The organism is Chitinophaga sp. RCC_12, from assembly GCF_041360695.1.
In the GTDB taxonomy this organism is placed as follows: domain Bacteria; phylum Bacteroidota; class Bacteroidia; order Chitinophagales; family Chitinophagaceae; genus Chitinophaga.
Genome location: NZ_JBFUPS010000005.1, coordinates 294,626 through 313,300 on the forward strand (window position 1 = coordinate 294,626; position 18,675 = coordinate 313,300).

Annotated in this window: 11 protein-coding genes; 7 read left to right on the forward strand and 4 right to left on the reverse strand. The window is 49.4% G+C overall.

The features are described from left to right. Positions 1 to 15: 15 nt before the first annotated feature. Together AB6805_RS17035 and AB6805_RS17040 are read right to left on the reverse strand one after the other, a co-directional pair. Entirely contained in the window at positions 16 to 1,395 is a 1,380-nt protein-coding gene (locus AB6805_RS17035) for a DUF4157 domain-containing protein (protein WP_370910642.1), read from the reverse strand. Between the two features lie 70 nt (positions 1,396 to 1,465). After that, on the reverse strand, positions 1,466 to 1,894 hold the full coding sequence (locus AB6805_RS17040) for a DUF6194 family protein (protein WP_370910643.1): 429 nt from the start codon (positions 1,892 to 1,894) through the stop codon (positions 1,466 to 1,468). Between the two features lie 107 nt (positions 1,895 to 2,001). On the opposite strand from AB6805_RS17040, the gene AB6805_RS17045 reads away from it, so the two are divergent. Then, entirely contained in the window at positions 2,002 to 2,334 is a 333-nt protein-coding gene (locus AB6805_RS17045) for a winged helix-turn-helix transcriptional regulator (RefSeq protein WP_370910644.1), read from the forward strand. A 98-nt stretch (positions 2,335 to 2,432) separates the two neighbouring features. Next, a complete protein-coding gene (locus AB6805_RS17050) occupies positions 2,433 to 3,353 on the forward strand; it encodes a hypothetical protein (protein WP_370910645.1) in 921 nt (306 codons plus the stop codon). 7 nt (positions 3,354 to 3,360) lie between these two features. Here AB6805_RS17050 and AB6805_RS17055 read toward each other — a convergent pair whose 3' ends face one another. Both AB6805_RS17055 and AB6805_RS17060 read right to left on the reverse strand, forming a co-directional pair. After that, positions 3,361 to 6,249 (reverse strand): polysaccharide lyase family 8 super-sandwich domain-containing protein, encoded by a 2,889-nt coding sequence (locus AB6805_RS17055; protein ID WP_370910646.1) that lies wholly within the window; start codon positions 6,247 to 6,249, stop codon positions 3,361 to 3,363. Positions 6,250 to 6,326: 77 nt separating this feature from the next. Then, complete coding sequence (locus AB6805_RS17060) at positions 6,327 to 10,298, reverse strand: two-component regulator propeller domain-containing protein (RefSeq protein WP_370910647.1); 3,972 nt, start codon at positions 10,296 to 10,298, stop codon at positions 6,327 to 6,329. A 196-nt stretch (positions 10,299 to 10,494) separates the two neighbouring features. Between AB6805_RS17060 and AB6805_RS17065 the strand changes: the two genes are divergently transcribed. From AB6805_RS17065 to AB6805_RS17085, 5 genes are all read left to right on the forward strand, one after another. Beyond that, complete coding sequence (locus AB6805_RS17065; protein WP_370910648.1) at positions 10,495 to 13,701, forward strand: SusC/RagA family TonB-linked outer membrane protein; 3,207 nt, start codon at positions 10,495 to 10,497, stop codon at positions 13,699 to 13,701. 10 nt (positions 13,702 to 13,711) lie between these two features. Continuing rightward, positions 13,712 to 15,745: a RagB/SusD family nutrient uptake outer membrane protein gene (locus AB6805_RS17070; RefSeq protein ID WP_370910649.1), complete on the forward strand. Its 2,034-nt coding sequence runs from the start codon at positions 13,712 to 13,714 to the stop codon at positions 15,743 to 15,745. Between the two features lie 17 nt (positions 15,746 to 15,762). Beyond that, positions 15,763 to 16,674, forward strand: coding sequence for a DUF5017 domain-containing protein (locus tag AB6805_RS17075; protein ID WP_370910650.1), 912 nt, complete (start codon positions 15,763 to 15,765; stop codon positions 16,672 to 16,674). A 4-nt stretch (positions 16,675 to 16,678) separates the two neighbouring features. After that, positions 16,679 to 17,914 (forward strand): glycoside hydrolase family 88 protein, encoded by a 1,236-nt coding sequence (locus AB6805_RS17080; protein ID WP_370910651.1) that lies wholly within the window; start codon positions 16,679 to 16,681, stop codon positions 17,912 to 17,914. A gap of 121 nt (positions 17,915 to 18,035) precedes the next feature. Next, on the forward strand, positions 18,036 to 18,638 hold the full coding sequence (locus AB6805_RS17085; RefSeq protein WP_370910652.1) for an RNA polymerase sigma factor: 603 nt from the start codon (positions 18,036 to 18,038) through the stop codon (positions 18,636 to 18,638). The last annotated feature ends 37 nt before the right edge of the window (positions 18,639 to 18,675 follow it).

Genomic DNA, 18,675 nt, shown 5'->3' on the forward strand with positions numbered 1-18,675 from the left:
CTGTGATTCAAAGCATCACTTTTTCTCTTTCGTTACACTGGTAGTGCTGGTAGTGTGCTGAATATACGCATTAATGTCGTTATTAAAATCGGCCTGGTGTACCAGGTTGTAGTGTCTTCCCGCGGGGAACATTTGTGAGATGCCGGTAACGTGGTTTTCTCCAACTTTCCAGATCCCTTTACGTCCCTGGAAGGCAGCTGTGGTGGCGCTGTTATGCATGTGATCATTACGGTCGGCCCTGGCAACTTGCTTGCTGGGTTCATAAATAGCAGGCTTGGTTTCCCAGTAGTTTTTCAGGTTTATGATATCAGTCACCAGGTCTCTCCTGTATTCGAGGTTGTTGGCGTTTTGAGGTGTTGCCAATCCGTCCATTTTAGCCTGGCAGCCGGTCCATACCTGGTTGGTTATCATTTGATGGAGGGCGAGTCCTTCATCTTCGCTCAGCGTTTCTACTTCCTCGTCGTACAGGGTTTTTACGGTATTCATCGTTTTCCAGATACCGCGTACGGCCATCAGGAAGGGCATATCCCCATCATTGGTGGTTTTTATTACGTTTACGATATCTTTTGAATAGAGATGGTAGAAGAATTTTAATCGTAACCCGGCTTCATCCCCGCGCGTTTGATGTATTTCAATGGGTTTGAACGCGGCTTCCTGCCAATACAGGTCGTTCCTGCCAAAGAGGTGGTTACTGAAGGCCATCTCTGTTTGCCGGCGTTGTTGTGATTCAGAGTGCATTTCCCCCACTACATTCAGCTTGTTCACATCAATGCTGATGCGCTGTACTACTTCCTGCTTCAACTGGGTAATGGCCAGCGGGCGCACCGGCGAAGCGCTGTACAGCTGCAGCGCCTTCTGGCCCATTATATCGGCTTCATGCTCCAGACCTTTATCATCGTTAACAGGTGTGCCCTGTTTTAATTGTGTGGTAGCCTGTACCCGTCCCTGTTTTTGCTGCACTACATGCCATGCTTCATGTGGCAGGTGTTTTTCCTGCCCGGGGCCGAGGTGGATATCGCTTCCCTTTGCATAGGCAAGGGCCTGCAGCTGGGCGGGTTCGGCGGAATTGTAGTGCACCCGGACATCGTCCATGCTTTGCCCGGACATATTCTCTATTCCACTTTTAAGATTATCCGGCAAGCCGGTTTTGTTTTCTTTTTTCTGTATGGGAGATTGATAGCCATCTGCTTTCAGTTGCGCAGGCTGTGGGCGGTTGTCTGCCAGTGTTTGCAGGGCCTTTTGCTGCGTTATCTTGTCGCTGTTGTCTGCCAGCTGCTGAAAGGGACGTAGCTGCACTGCCTGTAGGCCTGTGCCCGCAGTATGTACAGCCGCGGGGGTGACAGGTGTGGCAGCCTGGCGTTTTCCGCTGTGAGGGTCTTCAGCATGTTTGATCATGAGGTTATTTTTTCCTGGTAATATGAAGATAGCAAAAACCAGTCATTATTGCAATTTCTTCACAGACGGCTCACCCGGACTTTCTCATTTTAGCCGATTGCTTTTTATCGAACCGGTTCTTTGCAATAAGATGGGCTTCTTCAATAAACCGGATCGTTTGAGGTAACAGGTCTTCTCCGGGATTCAGGATGCAGATGTAGTGCTGTGCGGCATAATCCGGATGAGGCATGAAGCGGTTTAATGCCGTATAATCCCACCCGGTTTCAGTACCTGAAAATAGCTTGTTGTAGGCATCTTTTGAGATACCAATATTTACCCGGAAAATACCATCGCGATCCAGGTTGGACTTATTATCATGCTCATTATCGGATGTGGCAATGGTTACAAACGGGAGTACCTGGTCCGTTTCATAAAAGAAAAATTTGTATCCAAAGCTATCAAGTTTGGTAACGTTGGGAAGTTGCTCCGTTATAAATTGTTCGATGGCTTGTAATGACATAACAGGTGTGTTTTTATGTGCGTTGCAAATTTCGTCCTGTTCCAGTACATTTACAAGTAGTTACCTTTTTGGCAGGTAGTAACATAAAGTAAAGTAACAGGTATAGTATGGCTTTGAAAGATGAAAAAAAAATAGATAAATCTGAAACGTGTCCCTTCCAGGAAGCGATGGACCTGATTTCGGGCAAGTGGACGATGTCCATCATCAATAACCTGATGGCGGGAAAAATGCGGTTTAAGGAACTCGAAAGAAGTGTGACAGGCATCAATACAAGAATGCTGGTGAAAGAATTAAAGCAACTTGAAAACAGGAAGATCATTAACCGGAAAGCCTTTGCAACAATGCCGCCAACAGTGGAATATTCACTGACCGAAAAAGGCACTTCACTGAAGCCGGTGTTGATGGAAATACAAATATGGGCAATGAAAAATGTGGTTTAACCAGCCCCAGGGAAGCCCTACTTGGTGCCTGATTAAAATTTGTCAATGCAACAGCAATAATTATCTTGCATCTTCGTAATTAACCGGCGACTTATACCATGAAGCACAAGTTTATGCACCTCTATATCCTGATACCTGCTTTTTGTATGCATGTGATAATGCTGACCGCCTGTAATGGTGACAGTGAAAAATCCCAAAGCAAGCAACCTGTTGTCAGTGCCGTCAGAATAGATTCCCCGGTGCATAAAGAAGCTGACATTCCGACGTTGTCTACGGAAGCATATGTTTCCGGTATCATCAGCAGGAAACAAGCCATCGAAAAACAATTGCCAGGTATCAATGCAGCCGCAGCTGCCCGGCTTTATAGTTCCCTGGCGAATTATATGGATACAGCGCTGGCAGGCATTACCGCCAATGAGCAGGCATGGCTGAATGAGTATGTAAACTACTACGATGAAAAAAAGGGCATGATCATGCTGCCTGCGCAGGTACAACAACGCATTCATTTGCTGGCCACCGCAGGTATTGAACCCTGGGAAATAGGCGAGGGGTATACCGATCTTCGCGCGGTTCCCGCATTCTATACAAGTTTATTCAAAGCTTCCCTGCCGGCCGATTACAACGCTTTCCTGCAACTTAAGGCAGATGAAGATACCGTATTATACAGCGCCGATGCGGGATTGCTGATCCCTTTCAGCATGATAGGAAAGCGCGTACTCAACTGGGAAAAGTTCCTGGACGCTTATCCAAACAGCACCTTTGTGGAAACCGCCCGGGAACAGTATAACGGCTATTGTGAGGATTACCTGTTTGGCACAGACAATACGCCTTCATTTGAAAATATAAGCAATCTCCGTTCACTGATCCCGGAAAATAAAGAGGAATATCTCTCCTTTGTACAGCAACACGGGGATACCAGAACCGCTGGTATTGTACAACTGTTCTTGGACAAAGTAACCACTGTAAAAACATATGAGCTATTGCGGCAGCAGGTGCGTGCAGCAATAGCTCAGTATTAAAATTAGCTTACATCTTCACTATTTTTTTTACCAGTTGTTTGCCGGGTGCTTTTAACACCAGTAAATACATCCCCGGTTGTATATCACTCATCTGGAGATCGAACTGCTGACGGCCATCCAGTTTTTCCATTTTCACCACTTTGCCGGCGGTGTCATGTAATTCTGCTCTCACCCAACGTTCGGTGGTATTTACATAAATGAATGCACTTGCCGGATTGGGATAGATGCTTACACCGTCTGTTTTCTGCTCCATCGCTGGCATCATTTTCCGCAGGGTGCTGCCTGTACTGCAAACGAGTACCGGCCGCCGGGTGCTGTCGCTGCCCTCGCGGGAAGTAAAGGTGGCATCGGTAGTGGCGCCTGCCAGTCCGGATACCAGTTTTAAAGTAAGCATGCCATCGGCAGATTGCTGGGAGAGCGCAATATCCGTTACATCCCATTCGGCATAATTGCCGGCAGTGCGTCCCATGATCGTATCCACAGCGCTGGTCGCGGCAGGCATGTTGTTATAGGTGATGCCGGATTCCGTCCAGCTGTCGTTGCTTACATATCGTGCAATCCACGGCACGGTGGTGATGCTGGTGTTTGCATAGCTCACATACATCCGCAGTTTTACCTGGCTGGTACCCGCGGGCAGTGCGCCCACATTGAAGCGGAGAAATATTTCCCGTGTATAGCTTGTGGTGCTTTCCTGCTTCAGCACGAGCGACTCGGTGCCATAGTTTACACTGCCGTAAGTAGAACCTCCTCTTACATAAGCGTCCGCAACAGCCGTGATGACGGAGGCACCATAAACAGGCGTTTGACTGTTCACATGATACGTGGCAGACGAGCCTGCGTAAGGCCCTGAAGGCAGGGTAGCAATCAGCTCCCGTGTTTGCGGAATCCCCGGCAGGTTCAACTGGATATTAACAGGCGAAGCGGATTGCGCCGGATCAGCAACCGACACGGTGACATCGGGAGTGCCTGCATTGCGCAGCATCAGCGCACACGGACGGTCAACAGTAACCGTGAGTGAATCCTTATGGAAGGTGCCGGCCTGGTAAAATACCATCTGCCAGATATTTAATCCCCTGTGATATACTACCTGCATGTTCGCCGTATTCTGCTCAATGCGTACTGCTGTGGTATCGTAGGTACTCATATTTTGCCCCGGCAACACATAATAGGCATAAGTGCTGTTGGCCGGCGCAGTGCCGTGGTTGAACCACAGCTGGAACACGTTCATATTCTGTACGGTGGTGCTGCCACCGTTATTAATGCTTCTCCAGGTACCGGATTGTGATTGCATGCTCAGCTGCAACTGACCACCGGAAGGGAAGTAGTAGCTGATGCCATTGTGCGTGATCCATTTCAGGGTATTGTTGTAGCTGTAAGTGCCATTGGCAATGGTGTTCACAGAGCCGTTTACATTGGCAGACACAGTGCCGTTCAGCAGGCACTGGTTCACAGTGGTATTGATGGGCTGTGTGGCGGTGGAACTGATGCCGGCGCCTAAACAAATAACCTCGTTGTCGAAAAAGAACCAGGCTTTACGTGCCTGCGTATTGTAATCGGAGAATTGAAGCGCGGAAACACCATACAGCGAGTCCGACACACCACCTGCAAATGCGGTAGTGCCAAAGTTCACGCCCCAGGCTGTACGCAGCGGAATAGTGGTAATGTATGGCACGGTGGTACCGGGTATCCTGCTCCAGTCCCACACGGCCGGAATGTTATAATACTCGTTGCCGCTGGCGGCGATATGCGTGGACCCGTCCGACAGGTAATAACCCTTCAGGTTTTCACCATTGCCGTTTTCCTGCTTGGCGCTGCGGGTAGAGGTCATGTGTACCCCAAAAAGGTAGCCGGTGCGATGATGTACGGTATAGTCCGAACGCCAGAAGTGGGTATGCAGGGAGGGCAAAAGGTATCCCGGCGACTGGCTGCCGTTCAGCCGTGCGATGTTCTCATTGTATTCAGTAACATGCGCGGTGTCCAGCACTTTGAGCTTTTCCAGGTGGTTGGTAACGCCAATGGCTAATTGATTTTCCCGGCTGATGCTGCGGCCGTTGGTGCCGTAGTCGATATAACGGGTACGCATGGCTTTGAGGAAACCGTTCCGCACAAAATTACTGAACACAGATAAGCGGGAGCCTGACAGCGCATAAGGCGTGCCACGCAGATAATAGGCAACATTGGTTTCTCCACTCACGAACACGGAACCATAACCAAAGAAATACAATTGCGGACCATGCTGGTGATATGACAGATCATGCTGGATGCCCTCATTGGCGGTGAGTACAAGGGAGTAAAATGCCTGGTCCACGCTGTACTGCATCAGGGAGTCGTTGGCAGTAAGGCAGGACCGGTATATAAAGTGTATAGCCTCATCCAGCTTGTTGGCGCCGGCCTGACCGGAAGGATTGCCGCGGCTCATTTGCGTGAGCAGGGCATTGCGGAGACTGCCCAGGCTTTGCTGCGCGGTGTCCAAAAGGATCAGGATTTCGCCGATACGCTGCGGATTGGAGATATGGTTATGGTACCAGTTCCAGCTCTGTGGATCGGTGGTGTTCCAGTAAGTAAGGCTGTTCACAATAGCGGTGAAAAGTGTGGTGCTTTTGTAATACGAACTGGCTGATTTCGTATAGGCCAGCGCGAAGGTTTTTACCCGGTTGATGTGTACGTCCGCCGTATAGGTGGTGGCGCTGTAGGTATAGTTGACGTCCGGCCAGGAGCCATTGCTTTGCAGCGTGGCTAATGTGCTGGTTACGTTATTGTCCAGCGTGGAGGTACTGCCGGATTGCGAGAGCAGTTCCGCACGGATACGGTCCATAATAGTGGTGTACGCCGTTTGGCCCCATGCATGGGACATATTACACAGGAAGCCCAGGATAAGCAGCATGCTGATTTTCATAACAGTGGATTTGTAACAAATCTAGTGATCCCGCCTGGTCAGGTGGGGTGATTTTTCCGAGTAAATGGGGGGAATTTTCACAAATCCGGGGCTTCCGCAAACTCGGAAGGCGTTTTACCGAACTGTTTCTTGAATTCGCGGCTGAAATATTTCCGGTCGTTGTACCCCACCATGTACGCTACCTGGTATACAGTATGCTCACGGGTGCGTATCAGGGAGGCCGCTTTTTTCAACCGCAGCGATTTTACGAAGTCGTTCACCGACATATTGGTAACGGCCTTCAGTTTTTTGTACAGCACGGGCTGGCTCATGGCTACCTTTCGGGCCAGCATATCCACGCCGAAATCCGGGTTGTCCATATGCTCTTCCACCAATGCGATCACTTTTTCGAGAAAGGCATTATCCAGGCTGCTGGGTAAAGCATCCGGTACTTCCGTTTCTGTTTGCAGCTGGCGGCTATAGCGTTCGCGCATTTTTTCGCGGGAAGCGATCAGGTTGCGGACGTTGAGCGCCAGCACCCGGGTACTGAAAGGTTTGGTAAGATAGAGATCGGCCCCGGTTTCAAGACCGCTTACATGATCGGCCTGTGAACTTTTGGCAGTGAGCAGCACTACAGGAATATGACTGGTGCGCTCATCTGTTTTAATCGCCTGGCAAAGCTGCAGGCCATCCATTTCGGGCATCATCACATCGCTGATCACGATGTCCGGGATTTGTGCGGTGGCAGCTGCCAATCCATCTGCCCCGTTCACACTTTCCAGTACCAGGTATTGATCCCGGAAAGTTTGGCTGATGAGAGTGCGCAGTTCCGGGTTGTCTTCCACAATAAGAATCGTGAAGGGTTGCGGTGCAGCTGTGATTATAGTATCCGGGGTTTCCGGCGCCAGCGTCGCCTTTACCGGCGCCGCGGCCGTGGCTGGCACCCCGCCTACGGTGTGTTGGGTGCCTTCAAAATGTTTGGCGCCGGTAGGCAGGGAAACCGTAAAACAGGTACGGCCTTCCTTTTCCGCAGTAGAAGGTTCGCTTTCCACGGTCAGCGTTCCTTTATGCTGTTCCACAATGTTTTTGGATAATGCCAGCCCGATGCCGTACCCCGTGTTCTGTAAACCATGATCCTGTACCTGGAAGAAATTGGTGAATAGCTTATCGAGGTATTCGGGCGCAATACCGCGGCCATTGTCAGTGATAGTGACCACCGTGTTTTGCCGCGAATGGGTAATGTGCAACTGGATGCGTCCCCCATCCGGGGTGAATTTAAAAGCGTTGCTGAGCAGGTTGAAGAACACTTTTTCCAGCTGCTCCCGGTCGAAATAAACCCAGGCGTGCTCCATATCATGACCGGATACCATGCTGATGTTCCGGTCGAGCGAAAGCTCGCGGAAGCTGGTGTATATATGATCAAGAAAAGGAATCAGGTCCTGTTCCTGTACGTGCAGTTTGAGGTGATTGGTTTCTGCTTTGCGGAAATCCATTAACTCATTCACGAGCTTCAGCAGCCGGTCGGCATTGTTCCGTAACTGCAGCAGGGTGGATTGCAGCGGATCATCTTTCTTCAGCATATCCATCATCTTTTCTACTGGCACCAGCAGGAAGGTAAGGTGGGTACGGATTTCATGGGAAACATGTGTAAAGAAGTTCAGTTTCACCTGGTGCAGTTCTTCTTCTTTGCGCAGCAAGGCCCACAGGAAAAAGAAGCGGGTCACGAAGAAGAACAGCAGGATAAGTCCCAATGCGTAAATGCCATATGCCCACCAGGTTCGCCAGAATGGCGGCAGGATGGTGATCTCCATCTTTGCGGGCGCGCTCCAGATGCCGTCGTTGTTGGCGCCTTTTACCCAAAATGTATAATGACCGGAAGAGAGATTGGTATATGTTACCGCTGGGTTATTGGTTTCAATCCAGTCGCGGTCGGCGCCTTCAAGCCGGTACGCATAACGGTTTTTGCTGCTTTTTACATAATTGAGCAGTGCAAATTCGAGCGTAAATACTTCCTGGTCGTGATGAAAACGCAGCGCCTTCGTAAAGCTGATATCCTGTTCCAGCAGTCCGTTGTCCTGACCGATAGCTACCGGTTTGTTAAACAGCCGCAAACCGGTAAACCGGATGACGGATGGATGGGAATTGGTAATGATCTGATCCGGGAAGAAGCTGGTGATACCATTATAGCCGCCGAAGAGAAATTCGCCGCGGCTGTCCCGCAAAAAGGAGTTATAATTAAATACGTTCCCCGCCAGGCCATCACTTACAGTATAGGTCTGGAAAGAATTGCGACCGGGATCAAAACGTGCCAGGCCGTTATAGGTACTAATCCATAAATTATGCTGATCATCTTCCAGCAAGCCAATCACATTATCGTTCGGTAAACCATCTTTTTCTGTATAACGTGTTTGCTTCTTCAGCTCCAGATCATATTTAACCAGGCCTCCGAAATACATACTCACCCAGATGTTGTGCTTTGAATCTTCCTGTATGGAGTTCACATAACCCGGCTGGATAAGCCGCATGGTGTCTGCTTCAAACACATACAGGTTGCTGATAGAACCGATCAGGATCCGGTGGCGGGAATCTTCCAGGATATACCGGATCGACTGGCGGGAAGCAATACCTGTTAAAATGGAATCGGCGCGTTTCTCCAGCTCATGCCCATTCCGGTGAAGCAGGTGGAGCGCGTTGTTGGTGCCCACCCAGAACCGGTTTTGACTGTCTTCCAGTATGGCCGTTACTTCCCTGGAAAAGGTGCCGGGATCTTTTGTATCGTAGAAGAAGCGTTTAAACCCATCCTGCCACAGGAGGTTTAGTCCGCCGCCATGCGTGGCCGTCCAGATGTTGTGGTCTGTATCTTCATACACTACTTTTACCAGGTTGGACCCGAGGCTGGCAGGATTATTTGCATCATGTTTATAGCTGGTAAAACGTTGGGTAGCGCGATTGTAATAATTCAGTCCGCCGCCTTCTGTACCGATCCAGTAATTGTGCTGCGCATCTTCAAGGATGCTGCTGATCACATTGTTGCTGATCCCATTGAGCGGGGGATGCTGCTGCCAGGCGGTAAAGGCTGTGCCATAAGGATGCACCATGTTCACGCCACCGAAGTAGGTGCCCATCCAGATTACACCGTTATTATCCTGATAGATGCTATGAATAGAATTCTGGCTAAGACTGGTGCTGTTGCCGGGCTCCTGCTGATAATGCCGGCTGGTCATCGTCACCGGGTCAATGATGCTGAGTCCTTCCTGGGTGCCCACCCACATATTGCCTGCTTTATCGTGAAGTACCCGTCTTACTATATTATTAATGATCGCTGGTTGCGCCAGTAAGGAAAAACGGCCGGTGGAGGGATCATATATATTAATACCACCGGTTTGCGTGGCTATCCATAACCTGCCCAGTTTATCCTCAGTGATGGCGGTGATAAAGTTCATAGCCAGACTGGCTGGTTGTCCGTCTTCATGGCGGAATGTTTCAAAATCATTGCCGCTCATTTTGGTGAGGCCGTTGCTGGTGCCAATCCAGATATTGCCTTTCTTGTCTTCATACACACAACGCACTACATAACTGGCAATTTTCCCGGGTATGAGAAACTCCTGCCGGTTGCCGTCCTGGAGATAAAGCCCGTTGTTGGCGCCGATCCAACGGCGGCCTTTACTATCTTCATAAATACAATTAATGTTTGTTGGCCGCCCGGGATCCAGTTGGATGCGTTGAAAACGATCGTGCTCAGGATCATATTTAGCCAGCCCTGCGGAGGTGCCTATCCATAACACATTTTTCCGGTCGCGGTACAGGCTCATGATCTGGTTACCGGGAAGGGACGTGCTGTCGCCCGCCTGCTGGCGATAAATTTTGAATCGATGTCCGTCGTACCGGTTGAGGCCATAGTGTGTACCATACCAGATGAATCCCTGGGCATCTTCTCCAACAGACAATACCGCGTTGTGCGATAATCCATCTTCTACGGTGAGGTGATTGAACGTAACGTTTTGCCCGCTGCTTTTTATAAAAGCAGCGAGGAGCAGCAGGCATAAGAACGGGAAGCACCTCGAAATCATGCTCTAATATAAGAATTGTATCGGGGCAAATGGGTGTTTTTTATAAATATCAGTCTTTTATTATTCTGATAATCAGCAGGTTGAAGGGGGATTTATAAAATTCACCCCAATCATTTATGATTGTCCCCCTGTGATTTGAACTGGTTACCACATATTTGTGTATCAACCGTTATTTCCGCTCAATTCCACAATTATTATGAAAAAGACATGCCAATCAACCAACAGGGGGAGAGAGTGCAGCTTCGCCTTCAATTATTTTTTTAAGGGAGTCATGTGGATCTTACTTTTTCCGCTTTTCCTTTTTGCTCAACAGAAGAAAACAGTGTCCGGCACTGTAAAGGCCAAAGATGGTACACCGTTGCCAGGTGTGACAGTAATGGTGAAAAATGAAAAGACCGGCGCGCATACAGATGGCAACGGCCGTTTTACTATTTCCGTAAATCCTGGTGCTACCTTAGTGTTCTCCTTTGTCGGTTTTGGAAAAATAGAGCAGCCGGTAGATAACAGGACAGAGTATAATGTGCAGATGAGTGAGCAGGCCGGCACACTCAACGATGTGGTGGTAGTGGGATATGCTACCCAGCAACGGAAAGACCTGACCGGGGCAGTGGGTAGTGTGAACATGAAAGATTTTGCAAAGGCGCCGGTAAAGTCGTTCGACGAAGCGCTGGCCGGCAGGGTAGCAGGGGTCGCGGTAGCGAGCAATGATGGTCAGCCGGGTTCTATTTCCAATATCGTTATCCGCGGTGCAGGATCTATCACACAGGATAATTCCCCGCTTTACGTTATCGACGGTTTCCCTACCGAAAGTTCCAACGCCAATGCGATCAGCCCCGGTGATATTGAGTCGATCGACGTATTGAAAGACGCATCTGCCACCGCCATTTACGGCGCCCGCGGATCCAACGGTGTTATTCTCATCACCACTAAAAAAGGTAAAACCGGCGCGCCGCAGGTAACTTATAACGGGTACTATGGCTGGCAGCAGGTGCCGAACAAAATCCCGTTAATGAACGCCTACGAGTTTGTACAATATGTGGGCGATGTGAACCCATCTATCTATGATTCCGTATACCTGGCCGGCGGCGCCAAACTGGAAGATTACCGCAACAAGGAATCCATAGATATGCAGGACTTTGTGTACCGCGTTGGTCAGAACCAGAACCACGACATTGCTGTGCGGGGAGGAAATGATAAAACGAGGTATTCACTCTCCGGTAATTTCAATAACCAGAAGGGGATCATCATCAATGGCGGTTTTAAAAGATACCAGGGCCGGTTTTCACTGGATCAAACAGTGAACAGCAAGCTGAAAGTGGGTATTAATGCCAATTATGCTTACAATGAAACCTACGGGATACCGGTTTCCGCCACCAATTTTTATGCGTCTGCCACTACGTTGTATTCCGTGTGGGGCTTCCGGCCAACAACCAGTATTGCCGGCCGCGACAGCAGTGTGAACCTCGTTGATGAATTTTATGATCCGGGCAATGAGCTGGCAAATAACCAGGACTACCGCGTGAACCCGTTGCAGAATATCCAGAACCAGTATACCATGAACAAGGTGAACAACCTGTTCGCTAATGCGTATGCGGAATACGCCATCACCAATGGGCTGACATTACGTATAGCCGGTGGTATCAACACGGTAAATACCGAGATCAATATTTTCAACAACTCCAAAACGCAATCCGGCAGTAAATGGAACGCAAACGGCGTGAACGGCAGCGTGGAAACCAAACCTACTTCGCTTTGGCGTTCGGAGAACTCGCTGACTTATCGTAAAAGCTGGAACAAGTTACACAACCTCACCGTACTCGGCGTACTGGAAGCGCAGGGATATAAAAATTCGCAACGCAGGTTTTCGGCAAATCAAATTCCCAATGAAGACCTTGGACTGGATGGAATTGATCTGGCAGCGCCGGCCAATACTTCACTGCTTTCGCTTAGCTCCGGTTGGACAATGGCCTCCGGCGCACTGCGCGTGAACTACGATTACAATTCAAAATATCTTTTCTCTGCGTCTGTCCGTGCCGATGGCTCCTCTAAATTCGCAGCCGGCAACAAATGGGGATACTTTCCTTCCGCCTCTGCGGCATGGCGCTTCAGCAGCGAAGAGTTTATGAAAAATGTAAGTTTCATTTCTGATGCGAAAATCAGGCTGGGCTATGGCGCATCCGGGAACAACCGGGTGGGCGACTTTGCTTACCTGTCCCAGTTACAACTCACCAGCAATCAATACTGGTATTCCGTGGGAAATGGACCACTGAGTATTGGCTCGGTGATGATATCTTCCGGTAACGCGGACCTGCGCTGGGAAACCAACGAACAAACCAATATCGGCCTGGATATGGCCTTCCTGAAAAACAGGCTGACACTCACCGTAGATGCCTATCTGCGTACTACAAAGGATCTGCTGCTGAATGCCGCATTGCCTTATGCACATGGCATAGAGAGCGCACAGGGATTTAAAAATGTGGGCCAGTTACAGAACAAAGGTCTGGAAATCACGGTGGCAGGTGTAATTGCGGATACCAGGCAGTTCAGCTGGAACAGCAGTTTTAACATCAGCTTTAATAATAATAAAATACAATCACTGGCAGAAGGACAACAATCTATTCTCTCTGGTTCCGGAACTTTCTTTAATACTACCTACTCGGGTCTGTTCCCTTATATCTCTGTGATCGGAAGACCGCTGGGTGAGATGTACGGCCTTGTATTCGATGGAGTATACCAGTATTCCGATTTCGATGTAATGCCAAATAACACCTATCTGCTGAAGCCGGATGTGCCCACCAATGGCGCGGCGCGCAATGCTATCCGTCCGGGCGACATTAAGTACAAAGACCTGAACGGCGACCTCCAGGTGAACAACCAGGACTACACCATTATTGGCAGCGGTTTACCAAAACATACCGGTGGTTTCAGCAATGATTTCCGTTACCGCAATTTTGACCTGAACGTTTTACTGCAATGGTCTTATGGCAATGATATTATCAATGCCAACCGGTATGTATTCGAAGGCGGCATTGTAAATAATCCGAACCTGAACCAGTTTGCCAGTTATGCCAAACGCTGGACGCCCACCAACCCCAGCAACACCATGTTCCGTGCCGGTGGTATGGGTAATGCGGCTTATTCTTCCCGCGTGATTGAAGACGGCTCATACCTAAAACTGAGAACGGTTTCGCTGGGATACAATGTGCCCGGCGCACTGCTGAAACGTGCGAAGATAAAGAACGTGCGCATCTACGGCGCTGCCCAAAACATTTATACATGGACGAAGTATTCCGGTATGGATCCTGAAGTGAACGGCAGGATAGGTAACCTTACCCCCGGCTTCGATTACGCCGTTTACCCGCACTCATTATCTTATGTGACCGGTTTAAATGTAACCTTCTAAAATGATGAACATGAAACGTATTTGCATCCTGGCATGTATAGTAATAGCAGGGCTTACTTCCTGCAAAAAATTCCTTGATACGCAACCAACGGATTTTTATACCACCACAAATTATTACGGAACGGAAGCACAGCTTCAGCAGGCGCTGAACGGCGTGTACGGCGACCTGATGCGCCCCGAGTTATACGGGCAGGTGATGGGCCTCAACTTTGTATCCACCACAGATGAGGTGATGTCTAACCGCACGGCAGACGGCGATGCACGCGGTCTCCGTTACAATTACGACGCCTCCCTTGTGCACATTGCCAACATCTGGCGTTATGCATACGTAGGCATCAATAATCTCAATTCATTACTGGATAACATCGACAAACCAACGATGGACGCATCCCGCCGGAATATCATCAAAGGACAGGCATTGTTCCTCCGCGGGTTCCTGTACTTCATTCTTACCAGTAATTATGGAGATGTACCTGTAGTGCTTCACACACCCGCTATCAATGATGTGAACATTCCGCAGGTAAAGCAGGCAGACGTGTATGCACAAATTGAGAAGGATATGAAAGAAGCAGAAGTGCTGCTGAAAGATTATACCATTACCCAGGCGAAATTCAACGAGGTAGTGACACTCACCGCTGTGCAGGCCATGCTGGCACGTGTATACCTTTACTGGGCCGGTTATCCGCAAAACAACACCGCCAAATACCAGGATGTAATCACCTATACAGATAAAGTGATCCTCTCCGGCCTTCATGCATTGAACCCCGATTACCGCCAGGTGTTCATCAACCTGGCAACAGATCAATATGATGTAAGAGAAAATATCTGGGAGCTGGGCTCACTGGGCGCCGCTGCCGGTGTGGTGAACAAGTCGGGCAATGATATCGGCAACTTTGTAGGGATCCAGTCTACGCTAACAGCACTGGACTCTACCTCCTACAACTCCGCTGCATGGGTGTGGGCTACTAAAAAGCTGTTCGACGCTTATGAAACAGATCCCAACAGTACCCTTTTACCAAATAAACCCTCGCTGGATATCCGCCGCGACTGGAACTGCGCCAACTATATTTACAGCGGAACCAATCCCCGCGTAAAGGCAGCCCGTCCTAATCCCTGGCAGATGTGCGCGGGCAAATTCAGAAGAGAATATGTACCGCAGGCGATCCGCAACACGAATGGCGTAGGCGGTACGTATAATATCAATTGGCCCATGATTCGTTACTCAGATGTATTGCTGATGCGTGCGGAAGCAGAGAACTACGTGAATGGCCCTACGAATGCTTACAACTATGTGAACCAGGTGCGCAAAAGAGGATATGGACTGATGAATGGCAACGTAGTAAAATCCATTACGATGGTGAGTACCGGCGATGGCTATACGAAAGCGCCCGCGGTAACGATCACCGGCGGCGGCGGTAACGGCGCTACCGGAACAGCGATCCTTGCCAGTGGTAAGGTAACGGGTATTTACCTGAACAGCCCTGGTGCATTGACTTTAGGCTCCTACTATACCACTTCACCCGTGGTAGTGATAGGTACCTTCTGGACGCCGGGCGCCAGCTATACCACAGGCACACAAATCACCAATGGCGGTGTCCTGTACACGGTAACAACGGCAGGTACTGCAACTAATACACCACCCACCAATACATCCGGCGCTTCCGATCCTGCGGTGACCGGCGCTGTATTCACCTATGAAGGTACCGCAGCTACGGCTACTGCCACTATCACTACCGGTAGTGAATCCGATCTTGCACCGGGTCTTAGCAAAGATGCATTCCAGCTAGCCGTCCGCGATGAAAGAATGCGCGAGCTGTGTTTTGAAGCCGTGAGAAAAGCCGACCTGATCCGATGGGGCAGTTTTGTATCAGACATGCAGAACTTCGCATCATGGGCTACCGCCAACGGTGCGGGCGTAACCTCCACAGGTAATCCCAACGGTTTGCAAGGGGTACGCAACATAAGCGCCAGACACGTGATGCTGCCGAAGCCAACTTATGAACTCAATCTAAATCGCTTACTGACACAAAACGCAGGCTGGTAATTCTTAAAAACATCCACATGAAAAAATCATTCATCATACTGTTGTCTTTCTTTGCGGTAGCCTGTTCTAAAACACTGGAAATAGATACGCCGGATTTTAATGTTGCCCTTGATCCTGCAAGGCTGGTATCTGACACGTTTACTTACCGCCTGGGAGACACCACCCGCTTCAGGTTCAGTGGCAGCGCAGGCAATGTGGCCTTCTATTCGGGGGAACCGGGCAAGCGCTACGATGGCCGTACGTCTGCAAACAAACTGGGAAAGATCACGCTGAGTTTTTCCTCGAAATCGGAATTTGGTACGCAAACAAATACCCTGCAGGTATTGGCCACCAATAAACTGCCCGGCCTTGATTCCGCTTCTGTAGTAAATGCTGCATGGACGAATATCAATGATCGCGGCGCACTGCCTACCAGCGCCACCGTAGTGCCTTTTGGTACGGCTGACCTGACAGACCTCGTGACTAACGAAAATGATTCACTCTTCATTGCCTTTAAATACAGCGGTGTAACAGGGTCCACACAGCGCACCTGGACGATCACCGAATTTACCGTGAATAATGTATTACCGGAGAAAACAGTTTTGATCAGTTCTTTGTCGGCTGATGTAGCCTACTGGACACGTTACGGCAATGTATGGAGCCCCTCCAACGGTCGTTGGACAGCTTCTGCCACGGATCTTAAAATTACCGGTGGTGGTGGCAGCGCAGCTACAAATACCAGCTGGATTGTCACCAAACCATTATACGCAGGCCGTGTTCCGGGAGATGTAAGTACCGGCATCAAAAGTATCAATGAACCGGATAAAGAAGAATATGCTTATGCTTATCCGGCGCCGGGCGTATACAAGGCCACCTTCGTGGCTTTTAACCACACACTGGATGAAGAAAAAAAGGTTATACGGGAACTGATCATTAAAGTGACACCATAAGAATATGAAACCATTGCTTTATTTTATTTTAGCCGCCGGCATCACTGCTTACACGGTGGGCGGGGAGAAGGACTTTATCAGCAGTAATGCGGGCTTTGCCCGGCAGCAGCTTAAGCATATGCTGAAGGACACGGAATCCCGCGACAGCCTGGCTTTTCCCAGGACGATCAACAAAGAGGGGAAGATGATCACTACATCGATGTACGACTGGACACCCGGTTTTTTTCCGGGCTCACTCTGGTATGCATATGAACAAACCAAAGATCCCGCGCTGAAACAGGAAGCTGTTAAGTGGACGGAGAAACTGAAGCCGCTGAAGGATTTTACACAACACCATGACCTTGGTTTTATGATGTATTGCAGCTATGGCAATGCTTACCGTATTACCGGCAACAAAGCGTACCGGGATATCCTTATCCAGGGCGCCCGCTCGCTCAGTACCCGTTTTAACCCGGTAACACGGAGCATCAAATCGTGGAATGCATTTAAATCGTGGCATAGTCAGCAGCTATACTACTATCCCGTTATCATCGACAACCTGATGAACCTGGAGCTGTTGTTTTTTGCAGCTAAAGAAACCGGCGATACCAGCTTCCGCCACATTGCCGTGAGCCACGCGGAAACCGCCATGCGCAACCAGATACGGCCGGATTACAGTTCCTATCATGTAGTATGTTATGATACCACCAATGGTAAGGTGCTGGCACGTGAAACTGCGCAGGGGTACGCCGATAATTCTACCTGGTCGCGTGGCCAGGCATGGGGCATCTATGGTTTTACCATGATCTACCGGGAAACACATGACCCGCGTTTTCTCAAAACAGCCACCGGTATGGCCGATTGGTTCCTGGATAATAAAAATCTTCCGGAAGATAAAGTACCCTATTGGGATTTTAATGTACAGGAGAATGGATATGTTCCGGGTGTACGTTCCAATGCCAACAAGGTGAAAACAAAATACCGCGATGTGTCAGCCGCCGCAATTGTGGCATCGGCGCTGTTTGAGCTGAGTGGTTATGCCGGCAAGGATAAGGCCGAGCAATATCGCCAGGCAGCGGTCACCATACTGCATTCACTCGCAGGTACTGCGTACCGGGCGCCGGAAGAAAAGAACGGCAATTTTATATTGATGCACAGCGTGGGAAGTATCCCGCATAATGCAGAAATTGATGTGCCGCTAGTGTATGCGGATTATTATTTTTTAGAAGCATTGAAACGGTATAAGTCTTCGCTGGACTGAGTAGAGGTAGATATAGTATAAAAAGAACAGGCACCTGGTTATCCGGGTGCCTGTTCTTTTTAGTGTTATTTACTGCTGTCCTTTTACTACTTTTACGACAAGAGGGACAGGGTTTACTTACATGCCAGAACAACCACATACTGATAAGGAACTACTACAATTAATCTCGGAAGGCAACGAAGCCGCCTACCGCAGTTTTTTCCATGCATGGCAGGGCAGGCTGTTTCATTATATCCGTACCATCATCAAATCCCCGCAGGTGGCGGAAGAAGTGGTTATGGACGTACTCACCAAATGCTGGGTGGGCAGGGAACTGCTGCCCCGTATTGAGCACCTTGAGGCTTTCATGTTCCGTGTTGCTTACCATCGCGCTATCGACTTTCTGCGCGCTGCCAGCCGAAACCCGCAACTGGTAGACCTCCTGTGGGAAGAGATCCAGATGGCGGATGCTATGGAAGCCGATAACCAGGTAATGGTGAAGGAATATGAAACAAAACTCCGGGAAGCAATTGGTTTGCTCAGCCCCCAGCGCCGGAAAGTATACCAGTTAAGCCGGGAGGAAGGGCTCTCCCATAAAGAGATTGCCGGGCGCTTATCCCTTTCCAGGCACACTGTCAACAACCATATCACTGAAGCCCAACGTTTCATCCAGCAATACCTGGCCGACCATCTGAACCTGGTGATGGTATTTACCCTCCTGCATGTCGTTTCAGAAAAAGTTTAAATTTTTTTTCAGATCGATTAGTTATTCCTCCTTTTTC